Annotated in this window: 15 protein-coding genes; 12 read left to right on the top strand and 3 right to left on the bottom strand. The window is 68.1% G+C overall.

Features of this window, described 5'->3' with window-relative positions:
- Positions 1–4: 4 nt before the first annotated feature.
- From HW532_RS09590 to HW532_RS09580, 3 genes are all read right to left on the bottom strand, one after another.
- The gene (locus HW532_RS09590) at positions 5–1,108 is read right to left on the bottom strand and encodes an ABC transporter ATP-binding protein (RefSeq protein WP_213164155.1); all 1,104 of its coding nucleotides are present in this window, start codon (positions 1,106–1,108) and stop codon (positions 5–7) included.
- A 97-nt stretch (positions 1,109–1,205) separates the two neighbouring features.
- Positions 1,206–2,348: an ABC transporter substrate-binding protein gene (locus HW532_RS09585; RefSeq protein WP_213164154.1), complete on the bottom strand. Its 1,143-nt coding sequence runs from the start codon at positions 2,346–2,348 to the stop codon at positions 1,206–1,208.
- Positions 2,349–2,417: 69 nt separating this feature from the next.
- The gene (locus tag HW532_RS09580; protein WP_213164153.1) at positions 2,418–3,686 is read right to left on the bottom strand and encodes a glutamine synthetase family protein; all 1,269 of its coding nucleotides are present in this window, start codon (positions 3,684–3,686) and stop codon (positions 2,418–2,420) included.
- A 231-nt stretch (positions 3,687–3,917) separates the two neighbouring features.
- Between HW532_RS09580 and HW532_RS09575 the strand changes: the two genes are divergently transcribed.
- The 12 genes from HW532_RS09575 (at position 3,918) to HW532_RS09520 (ending at position 14,269) form a co-directional block, all read left to right on the top strand.
- Entirely contained in the window at positions 3,918–4,751 is an 834-nt protein-coding gene (locus HW532_RS09575) for a helix-turn-helix transcriptional regulator (protein ID WP_213164152.1), read from the top strand.
- Positions 4,752–4,893: 142 nt separating this feature from the next.
- Positions 4,894–5,598 carry a GntR family transcriptional regulator gene (locus tag HW532_RS09570; RefSeq protein ID WP_213164151.1) on the top strand — a complete coding sequence of 235 codons (705 nt, stop codon included), beginning with the start codon at positions 4,894–4,896 and terminating at the stop codon, positions 5,596–5,598.
- 248 nt (positions 5,599–5,846) lie between these two features.
- Entirely contained in the window at positions 5,847–6,818 is a 972-nt protein-coding gene (locus tag HW532_RS09565; RefSeq protein ID WP_213164150.1) for a thiamine pyrophosphate-dependent dehydrogenase E1 component subunit alpha, read from the top strand.
- Positions 6,818–7,792 carry an alpha-ketoacid dehydrogenase subunit beta gene (locus HW532_RS09560; RefSeq protein WP_213164149.1) on the top strand — a complete coding sequence of 325 codons (975 nt, stop codon included), beginning with the start codon at positions 6,818–6,820 and terminating at the stop codon, positions 7,790–7,792. The genes HW532_RS09565 and HW532_RS09560 overlap by 1 nt, the downstream gene beginning before the upstream one ends.
- Before the next feature lie 4 nt (positions 7,793–7,796).
- Positions 7,797–9,095: an acetoin dehydrogenase dihydrolipoyllysine-residue acetyltransferase subunit gene (locus HW532_RS09555; RefSeq protein WP_213164148.1), complete on the top strand. Its 1,299-nt coding sequence runs from the start codon at positions 7,797–7,799 to the stop codon at positions 9,093–9,095.
- 49 nt (positions 9,096–9,144) lie between these two features.
- Positions 9,145–9,912, top strand: coding sequence for an SDR family NAD(P)-dependent oxidoreductase (locus HW532_RS09550; protein ID WP_213164147.1), 768 nt, complete (start codon positions 9,145–9,147; stop codon positions 9,910–9,912).
- A 21-nt stretch (positions 9,913–9,933) separates the two neighbouring features.
- Positions 9,934–10,842 carry a hypothetical protein gene (locus tag HW532_RS09545; RefSeq protein ID WP_213164146.1) on the top strand — a complete coding sequence of 303 codons (909 nt, stop codon included), beginning with the start codon at positions 9,934–9,936 and terminating at the stop codon, positions 10,840–10,842.
- Positions 10,843–10,868: 26 nt separating this feature from the next.
- On the top strand, positions 10,869–11,264 hold the full coding sequence (locus tag HW532_RS09540; protein WP_213164145.1) for a RidA family protein: 396 nt from the start codon (positions 10,869–10,871) through the stop codon (positions 11,262–11,264).
- Positions 11,265–11,351: 87 nt separating this feature from the next.
- On the top strand, positions 11,352–11,909 hold the full coding sequence (locus tag HW532_RS09535) for an aspartate/glutamate racemase family protein (RefSeq protein WP_213164144.1): 558 nt from the start codon (positions 11,352–11,354) through the stop codon (positions 11,907–11,909).
- Positions 11,873–12,172 carry a hypothetical protein gene (locus HW532_RS09530; RefSeq protein ID WP_213164143.1) on the top strand — a complete coding sequence of 100 codons (300 nt, stop codon included), beginning with the start codon at positions 11,873–11,875 and terminating at the stop codon, positions 12,170–12,172. The genes HW532_RS09535 and HW532_RS09530 overlap by 37 nt, the downstream gene beginning before the upstream one ends.
- On the top strand, positions 12,169–13,485 hold the full coding sequence (locus HW532_RS09525; RefSeq protein ID WP_213164142.1) for an NAD(P)/FAD-dependent oxidoreductase: 1,317 nt from the start codon (positions 12,169–12,171) through the stop codon (positions 13,483–13,485). Before HW532_RS09530 ends, HW532_RS09525 begins: the two co-directional genes overlap by 4 nt.
- A 28-nt stretch (positions 13,486–13,513) precedes the next feature.
- Positions 13,514–14,269 (top strand): SDR family oxidoreductase, encoded by a 756-nt coding sequence (locus tag HW532_RS09520; protein ID WP_213164141.1) that lies wholly within the window; start codon positions 13,514–13,516, stop codon positions 14,267–14,269.
- Positions 14,270–14,276 lie beyond the last annotated feature (7 nt).

Below are 14,276 nucleotides of genomic sequence, written 5' to 3'. Positions count from 1 at the left end.
GGGCCTACTCCGTCGCGAGAATGAAGACGTCGGCCAGGGCGAAGCCGAGACGCACGCGCTCGCCGACATCGGCGGGCGGGGTTGCAGTCCCCTGGACTTCCGCGATCACCGGATCGGCGATGCCGTCGACGGCGACCCGATACTGGATCGACGCGCCCTTGATGAAGAATTCGTCGACCGTGCCCTCCATGGTGCACTCGCCGGGCTCCTGTTCGGCGCCCTCGAGCGCGATCATCTCCGGGCGGATCATGAGGACGGCGCGGCCGGGCGAGAGCCCGTCGGCGATCTGCCGGGCGGCGATCTCGGGCGCCGCGCAGCGGATGGCGCCATTGGCGAAGGCATGTGCTGACCCACGCCGCTCGAGATCGACGGCGATGAGGTTGGTCTCGCCGATGAAGCCCGCCACGAAGGTGTCGCTCGGCCGGTAATAGATGTCCGATGGCGTGCCGATCTGGAGGATGCGCCCGGCGCGCATCACGCAGATGCGGTCGGCGAGCATCATCGCCTCCTCAAGATCGTGGGTGACGTGGACGAAGCTCGTGCCGACGGACCGGTGGAGACGCTTGATCTCGGCCTGGAGCGATTTCTTCAGCTTCACGTCGAGCGCGGAGAGCGGCTCGTCGAGCAGGAGCACGCTCGGATTGGAGATCATGGAGCGGGCGAGCGCCACGCGCTGCTGCTCGCCGCCGGAGAGCTGGGCGGGATAGCGGTCGCGATAGGCCTCGCTCAGATGCATGAGGCCCATGATCTCGCGCACGCGCCGGTCCGTCTCGGCCCGGTCGGTGCGGGCGAGCTTCAACGGAAAGGCGATATTGTCGCCGACCGTCTTGTGCGGGAACAGGGCGAGCTTCTGGAACACCATGCGGGTCGGGCGCTGCGAGGAGGGCACGCCGATCATGCTGCGCCCGTCTATGGCGAGCGTGCCGGCGCTCGCCTCCTCGAAGCCCGCGAGGATCTTCAGAAGCGAGGTCTTGCCGCAGCCCGACGGGCCGACAAGAGCCACGAACTCGCCCGCGCCCACGGTCAGGGAGACGTTCCTCAGGGCCTGGTGGGCGTCGTAGAACTTGTCGATGCCACGCGCATCGATAATGGGGGTGTTGTCGCTCACGGCTCGATGGCTTCCCATGCGGACAGATCACGAAATGGGCACCCGGCACGGGGCGCGCGCGGCGCGGCCCCATGCCGGACCCCGTGGATGGCGAAGATCAGCGCGCCGCGGCGAGCTCTTCCTGGAAGATCGCCAGCATCTCGTCGACATTGGGAGCGATGTCGTGGAACTGGCTCTTGTCCCAGGCTTCCCACATATAGTCCATCTGCAGGACGTTCTTCTGTTCGGCCGTGAACAGGTCTTCCGCCTTGCTGTTCGGCACGAGATTGCAGGTCGCCTCGGTCCAGGCGAGGTCGACGGCGACCTCCGGAGAGACCATGTGGCGCACCAGGTCCTTGGCGAGCTCCGGATTGTCGGACCCCTTCAGCATGCCGGTGGCCTCCATCCAGATGATGCCCTGCTTGAGGCCGTCCTTCGGCTCGGGAACGATCGACTGGATATAGTCGTGCCCGTCCTTGCGCAGCGCGGAGGTGCAATAGGTGCCGCCGCCGATCAGTGCGCGGAAGGAGCCGTCGAGCAGGCCCTTCTGTGCGACCGACAGGTCGCCGACCAGTGCGCGGGTGTTCTTGAACAGCGCGCGCAGCACCTTGCGGATCTCGGCAAGCTCGGCCTCGTCCAGCTCCTTGTAGGGATTGATGCCGGCATAGAGCGCCATGGGCATGATCGGCCAGTCGCCCCAGTCGAGCACGCAGATCTTGTCGCGATAGGCGGGATCGAAGCACGGCGCGTAGCTCGACCAGGTCTCCAGCTTGTCGAACTTGGTGTTCACCGTCGGCCCGACCCAGCCCCAGCGCGTGGGCAGGCCGGTCGTCTTGCCTTCCCACTGCAGAGGCGCGAACGGGGCCTGGAACTGCGGGTAGAAGCTCTCATAGGCGTCGGCGAACTCCGCATCGTCGATGAACTCGCAGATGTCGGCCGGCCCCATGCGCGCGATCCACGGGCTGTCGCTCGACACGACGTCGAAATCGCGATAGCCGCCAGCGGCCAGCTTGGCGAAGCCGCCTGCGCTGTCGGTGATGAGGTCGATCGCGATCTCCGCATCGTGCGCCTGCTCGAAGGGCTGGATGATGGACGGCTTGTCATAGCCCTCCCAGCACATGTAGCGCATCGAGGTGGCCGCGCTGGCGCGCCGGGGCATCGCCGAGCCGAGAAGGCCCGTCGCGGCCGCGGCCGCCGTTCCCTTCAGCACCGTGCGCCGCGTCGGATGCGCGGGCTTGCGCGTTCCGGTTGTCTTGATCATCTCCGTCTCCCCTGATTGTCGTCCGGTTTCAGTTGTGCAGCCATGTCCCGGGCACTCGCCGCCGGGCCGTCAAACGACCTCGAGATAGCGGTTCAGCTCCCATGTGCTGACATGCCTGCGATACGCCCCCTCCTCGATACGGCGGGCCTGAACCACCGTGTCGATATACGTGTCGCCGAAGATCGCGCGCGCCGCGCGCGAGGTAGACAGCCGCTCCGCCGCCTCGCCGAGCGTGGCTGGAAACGCCGCGCCGGCATCCGGCGGCGTGGCATAGCAGTCGTCGTCGCGCGGCGATGGCGGTGCGATCTCGTTCTCGATGCCCCACAGCCCCGCGCCGAGACACATGGCGAGAGCGGCGTGGGGGTTGGTGTCCGCGCTCGGCACGCGGAACTCGATGCGCGTGGCCTCCGCCGTGTCGTTGATCACGCGCACTGCCGCCGTCCGGTTCTGCACCCCCCAGGCAGCATAGGTCGGCGCCCAGGCGCCGGGCACCATGCGCTTGTAGGCGTTGACCGTGTGGCTGCACAGCGCCAGCAGCTCCGGCATCAGCGTGACGAGCCCGCCGACGAAATGGCGCGCAAGCGTGCTGAGCCCGTCCGGCGCGGAGGTGTCGGCGAAGGCCGGCGCGCCGTCGGCCGCCCCGCTGAACGAGATGTGGAGATGGCCGGACTGGCCCGGCATGGCCTCGCCCATCTTGGAGAGGAAGGCCGCCATCAGGCCGTGACGCAGGAAATAGGCCTTGGCGAAGCTCTTGAACAGGGCGGCATTGTCGGCCCCGCGCATGCCCCCCGCATGTTGCAGCGGGGCCTCGAAACAGCCCGGTCCGAGCTCGGTATGGATGGAATCGAGCCCGATGCCGAGCGTGGCCATGCAGGCCTCAAGCCCCGTGAGAAGATCGCCGTGGAGTGCGGCGGTCTGGAGCGAGTAGGTCCGGTTTCCCGCGGCGAAATGGTCGAGGTCGCGAAACGCCTTGGCGCGCAGGCTTTCCGGCGTCTCGTCGAGCACCATGAACTCGAACTCGAAGGCGGAGTTGACCGTAAAGCCGAGGCCGTGCGCCCTGTCGAGCAGGCGGGCGAGCTGGTTGCGCGCGCTGCGTTCGCCGAAGGGCATGGCGAAATCGGCGATGCAGACTGCCTCGCGGTCGGCGAAGGGATAGCTGCGCACGGATGCGGTATCGAGGAAGGCGGGGCGGTCGATGAACGCGCCGCCGCCATAGGGGCGCTCGGCAGTATCCCAGTTGTAGAGCACGTCGCAGAACTGATAGCCGTTCCGGGCGAGCTTCGCGGCCTTGGCGGCATCCACCCGCTTGTGGCGGAAGACACCGTCGGCGTCGAACACGCCGAGATGAACGTGCTCCGCCTCGAGGTCTGTCAGAATATCTTCAAAGCCTGCGCGATCTTGGGTATCGTTTATCGTTATGCCCATCGATACGGACAAGTGCCTCCGCTTTTTCCTCTTCCCCATTGTGGCAACAGGGTATGGGGATGTGCGTCTCTCGCGGAATATCCCCAAAGGTGTATGCGCTGCCGGCTATGCCGCCGGCCCTGGCAAGAATGCCGGCGCGTCTCGATGACGGTTGTGGACGATCCCCGCTTCGCCGCCTGGAACACAGCACTCGCGCGCGCGGCAATGGCGCTGGGGACGCCGGAATTTCCCCTGAGGTTCGACCAGGCGGTGCGCTGCCTCGTGCCGTTCGACAACTCGATGCTGTTCGCCTACCGCGGCAACGGGCGCCCGATAGGCGTCTATGACGATCTCGCGCCGGGCGAGGCCTCCGTCATCGTCGACGACTATGTCATCGGGCCCTATGTGCTCGATCCCTTCTTCTCCGAGGTCACGCGCGGGCGGGTCTCGGGGCTGGCGACGCTGAACGATCTCGCGCCCGACCATTTCTACGAGAGCGAATACTTCCACCAGCATTATGCGCGGACCAAGATCGTGGACGAGGCCGGCATCTTCATGGGGCTGCCCGGCGGGGTCACGGCCGTGCACAGCGTGACGCGGCGCCATGGCAGCGCCCCTTTCGAGCGTTCCGAGATCGTGCTCCTGTCGCAGGCCGCACCGCTGCTGAGCGCCTTCGGTCAGCGCCACTGGTCGGACCTCCATCACCGGTTCGACGAGATGGACGGCAGCAATGGCGATGTGCGCGACGCCCCGGCCCACCCGCTGGAAACCGCGCTCAACGCCATCGGGCAGGGCATCCTGACAGAGCGGCAATCGGAGATCGTCACCTATATCCTGAAGGGCCACTCCACGGAATCCATCGCGCTCCATCTCGACATCAGCATCGGCACGGCGAAGGTCCACCGGCGCAACGTCTATTCCAAGCTCGGCATCTCCTCGCAGTCGGAGCTCTTCTCCATCTTCCTGGAACATCTGCGCAGCATCATCCCGCACCAGTGAGCGGGCGACCGGGGGTGATTGGCCGGAGGCGGTGCGAGGAAGATTGCGCCGGCGGCTTCGATATTTCATATGTTATAGCAAGGTACCGCGATAGGCTGTATGAGTCGCGGCCCACAAGGAAGGGTTTTACGGGACGGAATTCGTGTCGAACGCATTGAAGAAATTTGCACCTGTCGAGCGGACGGAGACACTGGGCAGCCGCGTGCGCGAGGAACTGCGTTCCGCGATCATGGCGGGCCGCTTCGAGCCCGGCGAGAAGCTCACGCTGCGCGCTGTCGCGGATGCGCTAGAGGTCAGCCTGACGCCGGCACGCGAGGCGCTCTACAACCTCGTCTCCGAGGGGGCGCTGGAGGTGGGCCCCAACGGCTCGGTCTACGTTCCCAAGCTGGACGACGCGCGAATCGGCGAGCTGACCAAAATCCGCATCTCGCTGGAGGGGCTCGCGGCCAAGGAGGCAGCCGCCAATCTCGACGAGGAGGCGATCGGCCGGATCGTCGCGGACAATGACGCCATGATCGAGGCCAACAGAAAGGGCGACTACCAGCGCGTGATCACGCTCAACTGGAAGGTCCATTTCGGCATCTACGAGGCCGCGCGCATGCCGATGCTGACCCGGATGATCGAGAGCTGCTGGCTGATGACCGGCTCCTATCTCAACGTGATGTATCCGACATTCGGCGAGGTGGACGAGGGAATCCGCAACCATGTCGCCATCATCGAGGCGGTGAAGGCGCGCGACGGCAAGGCCATGAGCCAGGCCGTGTGCCGCGATATCCGCTACGCCGCCAACGCGCTCCAGGCGATGATCCGCGCCGATGGGGACGGCAAGGCCAAGCGCCCGCGCTGAGGCGCCGCTCCGACACATTTCCTATCGACTATCTGTGGCTATGCGGGTGCGGCGCTAAACCGGACCCGATCGGGCCCCACGATCTGCCGCCTTGTGTATCCTTGCCGCTCATGCCTGAGAGGAACGGGCCGGGGCCGCTACAGACATGGGCATCCCGGCCCGGTCGGGGGCACGCATATAGGCGCTTGCGGGGCGTTTCGTTGTTTGTTATCTGTTATAACAGAATAAACGTCCTGCCGAGATGCCCCATGAGGAACGCCCCATCCGTCGACGACCAGCTTGAGATGTTCCGCAAGATGGTCGTCGTGCGACATATGGAAGAGACACTCGGCGAGCTCCACAAGGCCGGCAAGACGCGCGGGCCGATCCACCGCTGCGACGGGCAGGAGGCCGTCGGTGTCGGTGCGACCGCCATGCTCGCCGACACCGACTACATCACCAGCACCCACCGCGGTCATGCCCACTATATCGGCAAGGGGCTCGATCCCTATCGCGTCGTCGCGGAGATCCTCGGGCGCGAGACCGGCTATTGCGAGGGCCGCGCCGGGCACATGATCGTCGCCGATGCCGCCAAGGGCATGATCGGCGGCAACGCCATCGTGGGGGCGGGCATTCCGGCGGCGACCGGCATGGCCTGCTCGATCCGGCTGACGGGCCGGGACGCGGTGGCCATGTGCCTGTTCGGCGACGGCGCCGCCCAGACCGGCATCTGCCATGAATCCATGAACATTGCGAGCCTGTGGAAGCTGCCCGTCATCTTCCTTCTGGAGCACAATCAGTACGGCCTCACCGTTCATTCGAGCCGTCAGTCCTCGGTCGAGGATCTTTCCGTGCGTGCCGAGGGCTACGGCATGCCGGGCGTGCTGATCGATGGCAACGATGCAGTCGCGGTCTATGGCGCGGTGGCCGAGGCGGTGGCGCGGGCGAAGCGCGGCGAGGGGCCGACGCTGATCGAGGCGAAGACCTACCGCTTCGATGGCTTCTCCACGAGCGATATGGGCGGATATCAGCCGGACGGGGAGATCGCCGAATGGCGCGCGCGGGACCCGATCCCGCGACTGCGCGCCGCGCTTGAGGGCCATATCGGCGAGGAGCGCCTCTCGGCGGTCGAGGCGGAGGCGCACAAGGAGGTGGACGATGCCTTCGCGCAGGCGCTCGCCGATCCGCTGCCGGGCTTTGCCGGCCATCCCGCAAGCCGCCCCTACAGCGAGGTGTCGTGATGGCGAAGCTGCGCTATGCCGAGGCGCTGAACCAGGCGCTGTGCGAGGAGATGGAGCGCGACCCCGCCGTCTGGCTCCTCGGCGAGGACATCGGCGTCTATGGCGGCGTGTTCAAGGTGACGCGCGACCTGATGGAGAGGTTCGGGGAGGAGCGCGTCCGCGACACGCCGATCTCCGAACAGGCGCTCACCGCCATGACGGTGAGCGCCGCCATGACCGGCACGCGCCCCGTGCTGGAAATCATGTATGCGGACTTCCTGCCGCTGACCGTCGACGCGCTCGCCAACCAAGCCTCGATCTACAACTATATCTGGGCGGGTCAGGTGGAGCTGCCCTTCGTGCTGCGCACGCAAGGCGGCGGCGGGGCGGGGGCCGGTGCGCAGCATTCCAAGAGCCTCGATGCGTTCGTCGCCCACATTCCGGGGCTGAAGGTCGTCGCGCCCGCAAGCCCGGCGGACGCCAAGGGGCTGCTCAAGGCGGCGATCCGCGACCCCCATCCGGTGATCTTCCTGGAGCACAAGCTGCTCTACAACATGCGCGGCGAGGTGCCCGACGGCGAGCATGTGGCCGAGATCGGCCGGGCGGCCGTCCTGCGCGAGGGCCGCGATGTTTCCGTCTTCGCCACTTCGCGCATGGTGCACGAGGCGCTGAAGGCCGCCGAGGCGCTGAGCGCCGAGGGCATCGAGGCGGAAATCGTCGATCTGCGGACACTGCGCCCGCTCGATCTTTCTGCCATCGTCGCCTCGGTGGAGAAGACCAATCACGCCGTCGTCGTCAATGAGGGCTGGACCTTCTGCGGCTACGGGGCGGAGCTGTCGGCGACGATCATGGACCATGCCTTCGACGCGCTCGATGCGCCGGTCGAGCGTGTCGGCACGCTCGACATGCCGATCCCCTATAGCGAGCCTCTCGAGATGGCCGTGCTTCCCGATGCCGGGCGCATCGCGCAGGCCTGTCGAAGGGCGGTGGCCTGACGCCATGGCAAGGGACGTCACAATCACCGGCGCCGGCGGCGAGTACATGGACTCGGTCACTGTGGTCGAGTGGTGCGCGGGCGTCGGCGACACGGTCAGGGCCGGCGACACGATTGCCGTCGTGGAAACGGCGAAGGCGGCCAGCGACGTCGAGGCGCCCTGCGACGGGACGCTGGCGGAGATCGTCGCCGATGTCGGCGACGAGCTCGAGATCGGCGCCGTGCTCGGTCGCATCGACGATGGAACCGGAGTTGCGGAGGAGGCGCCGGCAGCCAGCGCCGTGCCCGCGGACCCGCCGCCCGAGGCCGCCGCCGCGCCGATCCGCCGGGTCCGTGACGGCCGTGTCGTCGCAAGCCCGCTCGCGCGCCGCATCGCGGCGCAGGAGGGCGTGGATCTGACGACCGTCGAGGGCACCGGCCCGCGCGGGCGCATCAAGCGCCGCGATGTCGAGCGCGCGCTGCGCGAGGCGCCGGCCGTCGCGCGGCAGGCGGTGCCCGGAGGCGGCAGAGCCGAGCGGCTCTTCGTCCAGACGCGGCAGGAGGGCGGGCCGGACCCGGTGGTCTTCCTGCACGGCCTTGCCGCCGATCTCGCCGTCTGGAACGGCCTCCTCGCGAAGCTCGGCCCGTCGGTTTCCACAATCGGGATCGATCTGCCGGGCCATGGCCGGTCGCCGCGGCTGAAGGCCATGGGCTCGCCGGCCGCCCTGGCCGACGCGGTGGCCGAAACGCTTCTGGCGGAGGGGGTGTCCCGTTGCCATATCGTCGGCCATTCGCTCGGCGGCGCGGTTGCGCTGGCGCTTGCCGACAGCGGGGCGCTGGCCGTGCGCTCGCTGACCCTTCTCGCCCCTGCGGGCCTCGGCCCGGAGATCGACGGGGCCGTGCTTCACGGACTCGCCCGTGCGACGCGGATCGAAAGCCTTGGCGCCTGGCTCGGCGCGCTGTTCTCAACGCCCGCCAGCGTGCCTGAGGGCTATGCGCAGGCGGTAATGCGCCGGCGCGGGGACGATGCGCTCCGCGATTATCAGGCAGCCCTTGCGGAAGAGCTCTTTCCCGACGGCACGCAGGGCTTCGACATGCGGCCGGCCCTTGAGCGGTTCGCCGGCCCGGTCCGGCTGATCTGGGGCGAGAGCGACCGGATCCTGCCGATCCGGCAGACGAGGGGGCTTGCCCCCCATGTCGCGCTGCACCGTGTCGCGCATGTGGGCCATATGCCCCAGATCGAGCGGCCCGACCTCGTCGCGCGGCTCATCGGGGAGACCGTGCGGTCCGCCGGGAGCCTGAGAGACAATGACGGCGGGAGGTGACATCCGCACCGAACCGGTTGAAACAGGTCACGGAACAGGGAGGACGGCCATGGGTCGGCATGAGGGAAGACGGGTTCTCGTCACGGGTGCGGCCAGCGGCATCGGCAGCGCCACGGCGCGGTATTTCGCAGCCGAGGGCGCGAAGCTGTGCCTGGCGGATCGCGATGGCGACGGGCTTGGGGAAACGCGCCGGGCGATGCCCGCGGGCGCGCAGATCGTAGCACTCGAGGGCTCCGTCACCGACCCCGCCTTCGCAGACGAGATGGCGAGCCGGACGGTCGAGGCCTTTGGCGGCATCGACTGCGTCGTCACCTCCGCCGGCATCGTGAAGGTGGAGCCGGCGCTCGAGGTCCCGCCGGAAACCTTCCGGGACCATCTGGAGATCAATGTGGTGGGAAGCTGGCTCGCCGCGCAGGCCGCCGCGCGCGTCATGACGGAGCGGGGCGGGGGCGCGATCGTCTTCATCGGCTCCGTCTACGGTGCGGGCGGCGCGCCGAAGCGCACCGCCTATTGCGCCTCCAAGGGGGCGATCCACAATCTCACCCAGAGCCTCGCCGTCGAATGGGGGCCGCTCGGCATCCGTGTCAACTGCGTCGCGCCCACGGGTGTTCGCACGCCGATGGTGCAGTCGCTCATCGATCAGGGCATCTACAATCTCGACGGTGTGCGCGCACGCACGCCGCTCGGCCGGCTGGCCGAGCCGGAGGAGGTGGCCGCAGCATGCGGCTTCCTCGCCAGCGACGAGGCCTCGATGGTCACCGGCCACGTCCTTCCCGTCGACGGCGGATGGATCGCGAATGGCTATCCGACGCAGTGACGATCCGAAAGGGAGAAGACGGTGAGCGGTGAGCTGATTTTCCGGGTCGAGGGCGAGGACCATCCCATCGAGCTCGCGGACGGGTTCGCGCCGGAGACGCTGCGCGCGGTGACCGGCCTCGTGCCGGCCGCCATCGACATCCACTGCGCCAAGATCGCCGGGTGCCACATCATGTGGCCGGTTCCATTCCTTGCCCGCTTGGAGGCCGCGCAGGACGTGCTCTCCATGCCGCCGGGCGCGTTCTTCTACTGGCCGGAGCGACAGTATCTGGAGATCACCTACGACGCGCTTCAGGCGGAGGCTGCGGAGGTGAACTATCTCGGCCGGCTGAAGCACGATCCGGCCTGGCTGCGGGACTATGCCGAGCGCCAGCGCCGCGAGCAGGGGCGCGCGGTCTTCACCGCCGAACTCCTGCCGGGGCCGGGGCTTCAGCCTGCGCACCGGCCGGAGCCCGCCCCGGTGGCGGAGCCGCTGGCGACGGTCCGGCGGGCGCGGATCGCCGCCTGGGAGGCGGAGCCGGAGGAGATTGCGGAGCTTCTCGGCCGACGTGGCCAGATGATCCCCTTCGGCCCCCTTCACATGGCGGAGGGCGAGATGCGCAAGCTGCACGAGCTCCTCTGGCGCCTCTGGGAGGGGCGCGGCGAGACGCGCAGCGACGCCGACAAGCGCAAGATCGCGGTCTTCGCGCTCAAGGCGGCGATCTCGCGCGTTGCCGGGTTCTGCCATCTCCTGGAGACCGGCGCGGTCCTGGAGGCGGGCATTGCCTGCCTTGAGGACGGGGCGTGCGAGACCGATGCGGCCCTTGAGGACCTCATACTCTATTGCGGGCGCATCGCCGCCTGGCTCGACCTCCATATCTGCTGGTGGCCGATGAACGAAACCACGCTTGGCGCCCTCGGTGCGACTGACACTGAGGGGCGTGAATCCTGACAAGGTCCTGACAGGGAGAAAGACCGATGGTTGCCAAACGCGAGAACATCTCTTCGGGTTCGAAATTCGAGGAGGCCTTCGGCTATTCGAGGGCGGTCAAGGTCGGCGACATGCTGTTCATTTCCGGCACGATCGGCATGGACTACACGACCGGCACCGTGCCGGAGGATCCGGCCGCCCAGGTGCGCCAGATCATCGCGAATTTCGAACCGGCGCTTCGCGAGGCCGGCGCGTCGCTGAAGGATATCGTGCAGATCACGACCTATGTGACGACCCCGGAGATCTTTCAGGAGGTCGGCCCCGAGCTCGGCAGGATCTTCGGCGACGTGCGCCCGACCAATGCCGCGCTCGTCGTCGCCTTCCCGGTGCCGGATGTGAAGGTGGAGATTGCGGCGACCGCCGTGATCGGCTGCGGGACGTGACCGCAAGACCCCCATCCCGCAAGGGCGACGGGGATATGCCTTGATATGGAGAAGACGGGCGAGGCGCGCTTGCAAGGGAGGCATCCCATGCGCATCAAGTGGGTTCATCCGACCAGTCCTGCACCGGTCATGCGGCCTCTCTGGGAGCGCATGGAGGCCGCTCAGACGGCGATCGCGCGGCCCGATCTGACGCTCGAATTCGCGTTCCCCGCCCTGTCTGCGAATTTCGGGCGGTCCTTCTATGCGGAGCATCTCAACGCGGTGGGCATGGTGGAAGCCGCCCTCGCGGCGGAAGCGGAGGGCTGCGACGGCGTCGTTCTCGGCTGCTGGAACGATCCCCTGTGGCAGGCGCGCGAGGTTCTCGGCATTCCCGTCGCCTCGGTCGGCGAGCAGACCATGCTCGCCGCCCTCGCCATGGGGGCGAGGTTCGCCGTCGTCACGGTGGCCGACAAGGTGGCCCCAGCATCGAGGCCGACCTCAATGCCTACGGGCTTGCCGCCCGGGCCATTGCGCGCCCCGTCCGCGCGATCGAACCGGCGTCCGACGCCGATCTCATCCTCGAGGCGCTCGACGATCCCCACAAGACCTTCATCCCCCGCTTCGAGACGGTGGCGCGGGCCTGCATCGACGACGGTGCGGAGGTGATCCTCGTCGGCTGCGGATATTACGGGCCGATCCTGAGGACGGCGGGCTACACCGAGATCCCCGGGACGGGCGTTCCCGTGGTCGACTGTTCGGCCGTGGCGCTCAAGCAGGCGGAATGCATGGCCGATCTTGCGCTGACAACGGGGCTCGTGAAGAGCGAGCGGTGCTATTTCCGCCCGCCGCCGCGCGATGCCCTCGACACGGTCCGCCAGTCGCTGGGCATAGCGGGGAGCGGATCCCGCCGTAAGGAGGCCGGGGCATGAAGGCGACAGACCGCATAGACCCCGGCATGGACGGGGTTATCTGGGCGAGCACGGCGCGCGAACCGCGCAAGCCCCATGCGCCGCTCGACGCCGACCGCGAGGCGGATCTCGCTGTCATCGGCGCCGGCTATTGCGGCCTGTCCGTCGCGCTCGGGGCGGCCAGGCGCGGGCTGGACGTCGTGGTGCTGGAGGCCGGCAGTGTCGGCAACGGAGCGTCGGGCCGCAATGGTGGCTTCGCGGTGCCGCACTTTCCCGGCGCCATGACGCCGAGCCATGTCTCGGCCCTTCTCGGCAAGCGCAAGGGCGAGGCGCTGACCGCGCTCGTCGGCGAGGGCCCGTCGCGGGTCATGGACGAGATCGCACGCTACCAGATCGCTTGCGACGCCGAGCAGAATGGCTGGATCCAGCCGGCCCATTCGCAAAAGGCGCTCGCGCTGGTGCGCAAGGTCTACGAGGACTGGCGGGCCTTCGGCGCCGATGTCGAGTGGCTCGACCGCGACGCCGTGCAGGGCACGCTCGGCGCACCGTGCTATCTGGGCGGCTGGCGCCGGGCGAACGGTGCGATGGTCAACCCCTACGCGCTGGCGCTGGGGCTGGCGCGGGCGGCCGTCAACGAGGGCGCGGCCATCCACGAGCGCTCCGCGGCGACCGCCATCGGCCGGGACGGGCGCCGAGCCGTGGTGGAGGCCAACGGCCATCGGGTGCGTGCGCGCAAGGTCGTCATGGCGACCAATGGCTATACCGATGCGCTCGCCGGCGCGGTCGACCGGTCGGTCATTCCGGTCCATCTCTTCCACACGGTGACGACGCCGCTGTCGGCAGAGCAGAGCGGGGCGATCATGCGCGACCGGATCTGCTTCACCGATATCCGGAAATCCGGCGGTTTCGGGCGTTTCGACCGGGATGGGCGGCTCATCTCCGGTGGCGCGGTCTTCGCGCTCGGCAATGGCCGGCGCATCGGCACCGCCCATGTGAAGCGGCGCATGGCCGAGCTCTTCCCCGGCCTCGGGCCCGTGGAGGTGGAGACCTACTGGGAGGGTTATTGCGCGCTCACGCCGGAATTCCTGCCGCGCGTGCAGGTGCTCGACCGCGATGTCTACTCGATCCTCGGCTTCTCGACCCGGGGCGTGTCGCTCGCCCAGAATATCGGCCGGGTCTTCGCGGAATTCGTGGCGGAGAGCCGCACGCTCGACGATGTCCCGCTCGAGGTGACGGAGGGGACGAGGACCGTTCCCTGGCAAGGCGTCAAGCGCTTCGCCGGGCGCTGCATCTTTCCCGTCTACAAGGCGATGGACCGGTACGGGCTGACCTGAGGGCGGCCCAGGGAGGAGAGGGGGTCTCATGACGTTGGGCAATGGTCTGACCGCGCTTGTCACCGGAGGCACGGGCGGCATCGGCGCGCAGCTGGTCCGGCGCCTGTGTGCCGACGGCGTGGAGGTGATCGCCGGCTCCATCGAGCGAGAGAAGTTCGATGCGCTGGCCGGCGAGACCGGCTGCGAGGCGATCTATCTCGACGTCACCGACAGGCAGGGCCTGCTCGACGCGCTGGCAGACCGGGAGATCGACATCGTGGTCGCCTGCGCTGGCGCGCTCGGGCTGTCGGGCAAGACCTACGAGCTTGCCGGCGATGCGGGCCGCACGGTGGCGGAGGTGAACATTCTCGGCCTGCAGAACACGCTGGAGGCGACGGTGCCCGGCATGGTCGCCCGCAACAGGGGCCATGTGGTGACCATCGGCTCGGTGGCGGGGCTCTATCCCTCGCTCGGCCAGCCGGTCTATTCGGCCACGAAGGCTGCGGTCCACAATATGACGCTCAATCTGCGCATGGAGCTCTACGGGACCGACATCCGGGTCTCCGAGGTGCGCCCGGGACGGGTGGCGAGCGGTATGCACCGGGAGATGTTCGGCGGCGACGAGGCGAGGGCGGCCGAGCTGCTCTACGATCCCTATGAGTGCCTGAGCTGCGACGACGTCGCCGGCTGCATCCACTGGATCCTGTCGGCACCGCCCCATGTCGACGTCACCCAGATCGAGATCATGCCGACCCACCATGTGATCGGCGGGGTGCGATTCCATTCGCGGGGCGCGCAGGGCTGACGGCTGA

It is taken from the genome of Kaustia mangrovi, assembly GCF_015482775.1.
In the GTDB taxonomy this organism is placed as follows: Bacteria; Pseudomonadota; Alphaproteobacteria; order Rhizobiales; family Im1; genus Kaustia; species Kaustia mangrovi.
The sequence above is the reverse complement of the archived record's forward strand: the minus strand, read 5'-3'. Positions and strand labels throughout refer to the sequence as shown.

Coding starts and splice junctions, on each gene's coding strand:
- HW532_RS09585 (WP_213164154.1), bottom strand. CDS start 2,348: ATGATCAAGACAACCGGAACGCGCAAGCCCGCGCATCCGACGCGGCGC.
- HW532_RS09575 (WP_213164152.1), top strand. CDS start 3,918: ATGACGGTTGTGGACGATCCCCGCTTCGCCGCCTGGAACACAGCACTC.
- HW532_RS09565 (WP_213164150.1), top strand. CDS start 5,847: ATGAGGAACGCCCCATCCGTCGACGACCAGCTTGAGATGTTCCGCAAG.
- HW532_RS09560 (WP_213164149.1), top strand. CDS start 6,818: ATGGCGAAGCTGCGCTATGCCGAGGCGCTGAACCAGGCGCTGTGCGAG.
- HW532_RS09555 (WP_213164148.1), top strand. CDS start 7,797: ATGGCAAGGGACGTCACAATCACCGGCGCCGGCGGCGAGTACATGGAC.
- HW532_RS09550 (WP_213164147.1), top strand. CDS start 9,145: ATGGGTCGGCATGAGGGAAGACGGGTTCTCGTCACGGGTGCGGCCAGC.
- HW532_RS09540 (WP_213164145.1), top strand. CDS start 10,869: ATGGTTGCCAAACGCGAGAACATCTCTTCGGGTTCGAAATTCGAGGAG.
- HW532_RS09535 (WP_213164144.1), top strand. CDS start 11,352: ATGCGCATCAAGTGGGTTCATCCGACCAGTCCTGCACCGGTCATGCGG.
- HW532_RS09525 (WP_213164142.1), top strand. CDS start 12,169: ATGAAGGCGACAGACCGCATAGACCCCGGCATGGACGGGGTTATCTGG.
- HW532_RS09520 (WP_213164141.1), top strand. CDS start 13,514: ATGACGTTGGGCAATGGTCTGACCGCGCTTGTCACCGGAGGCACGGGC.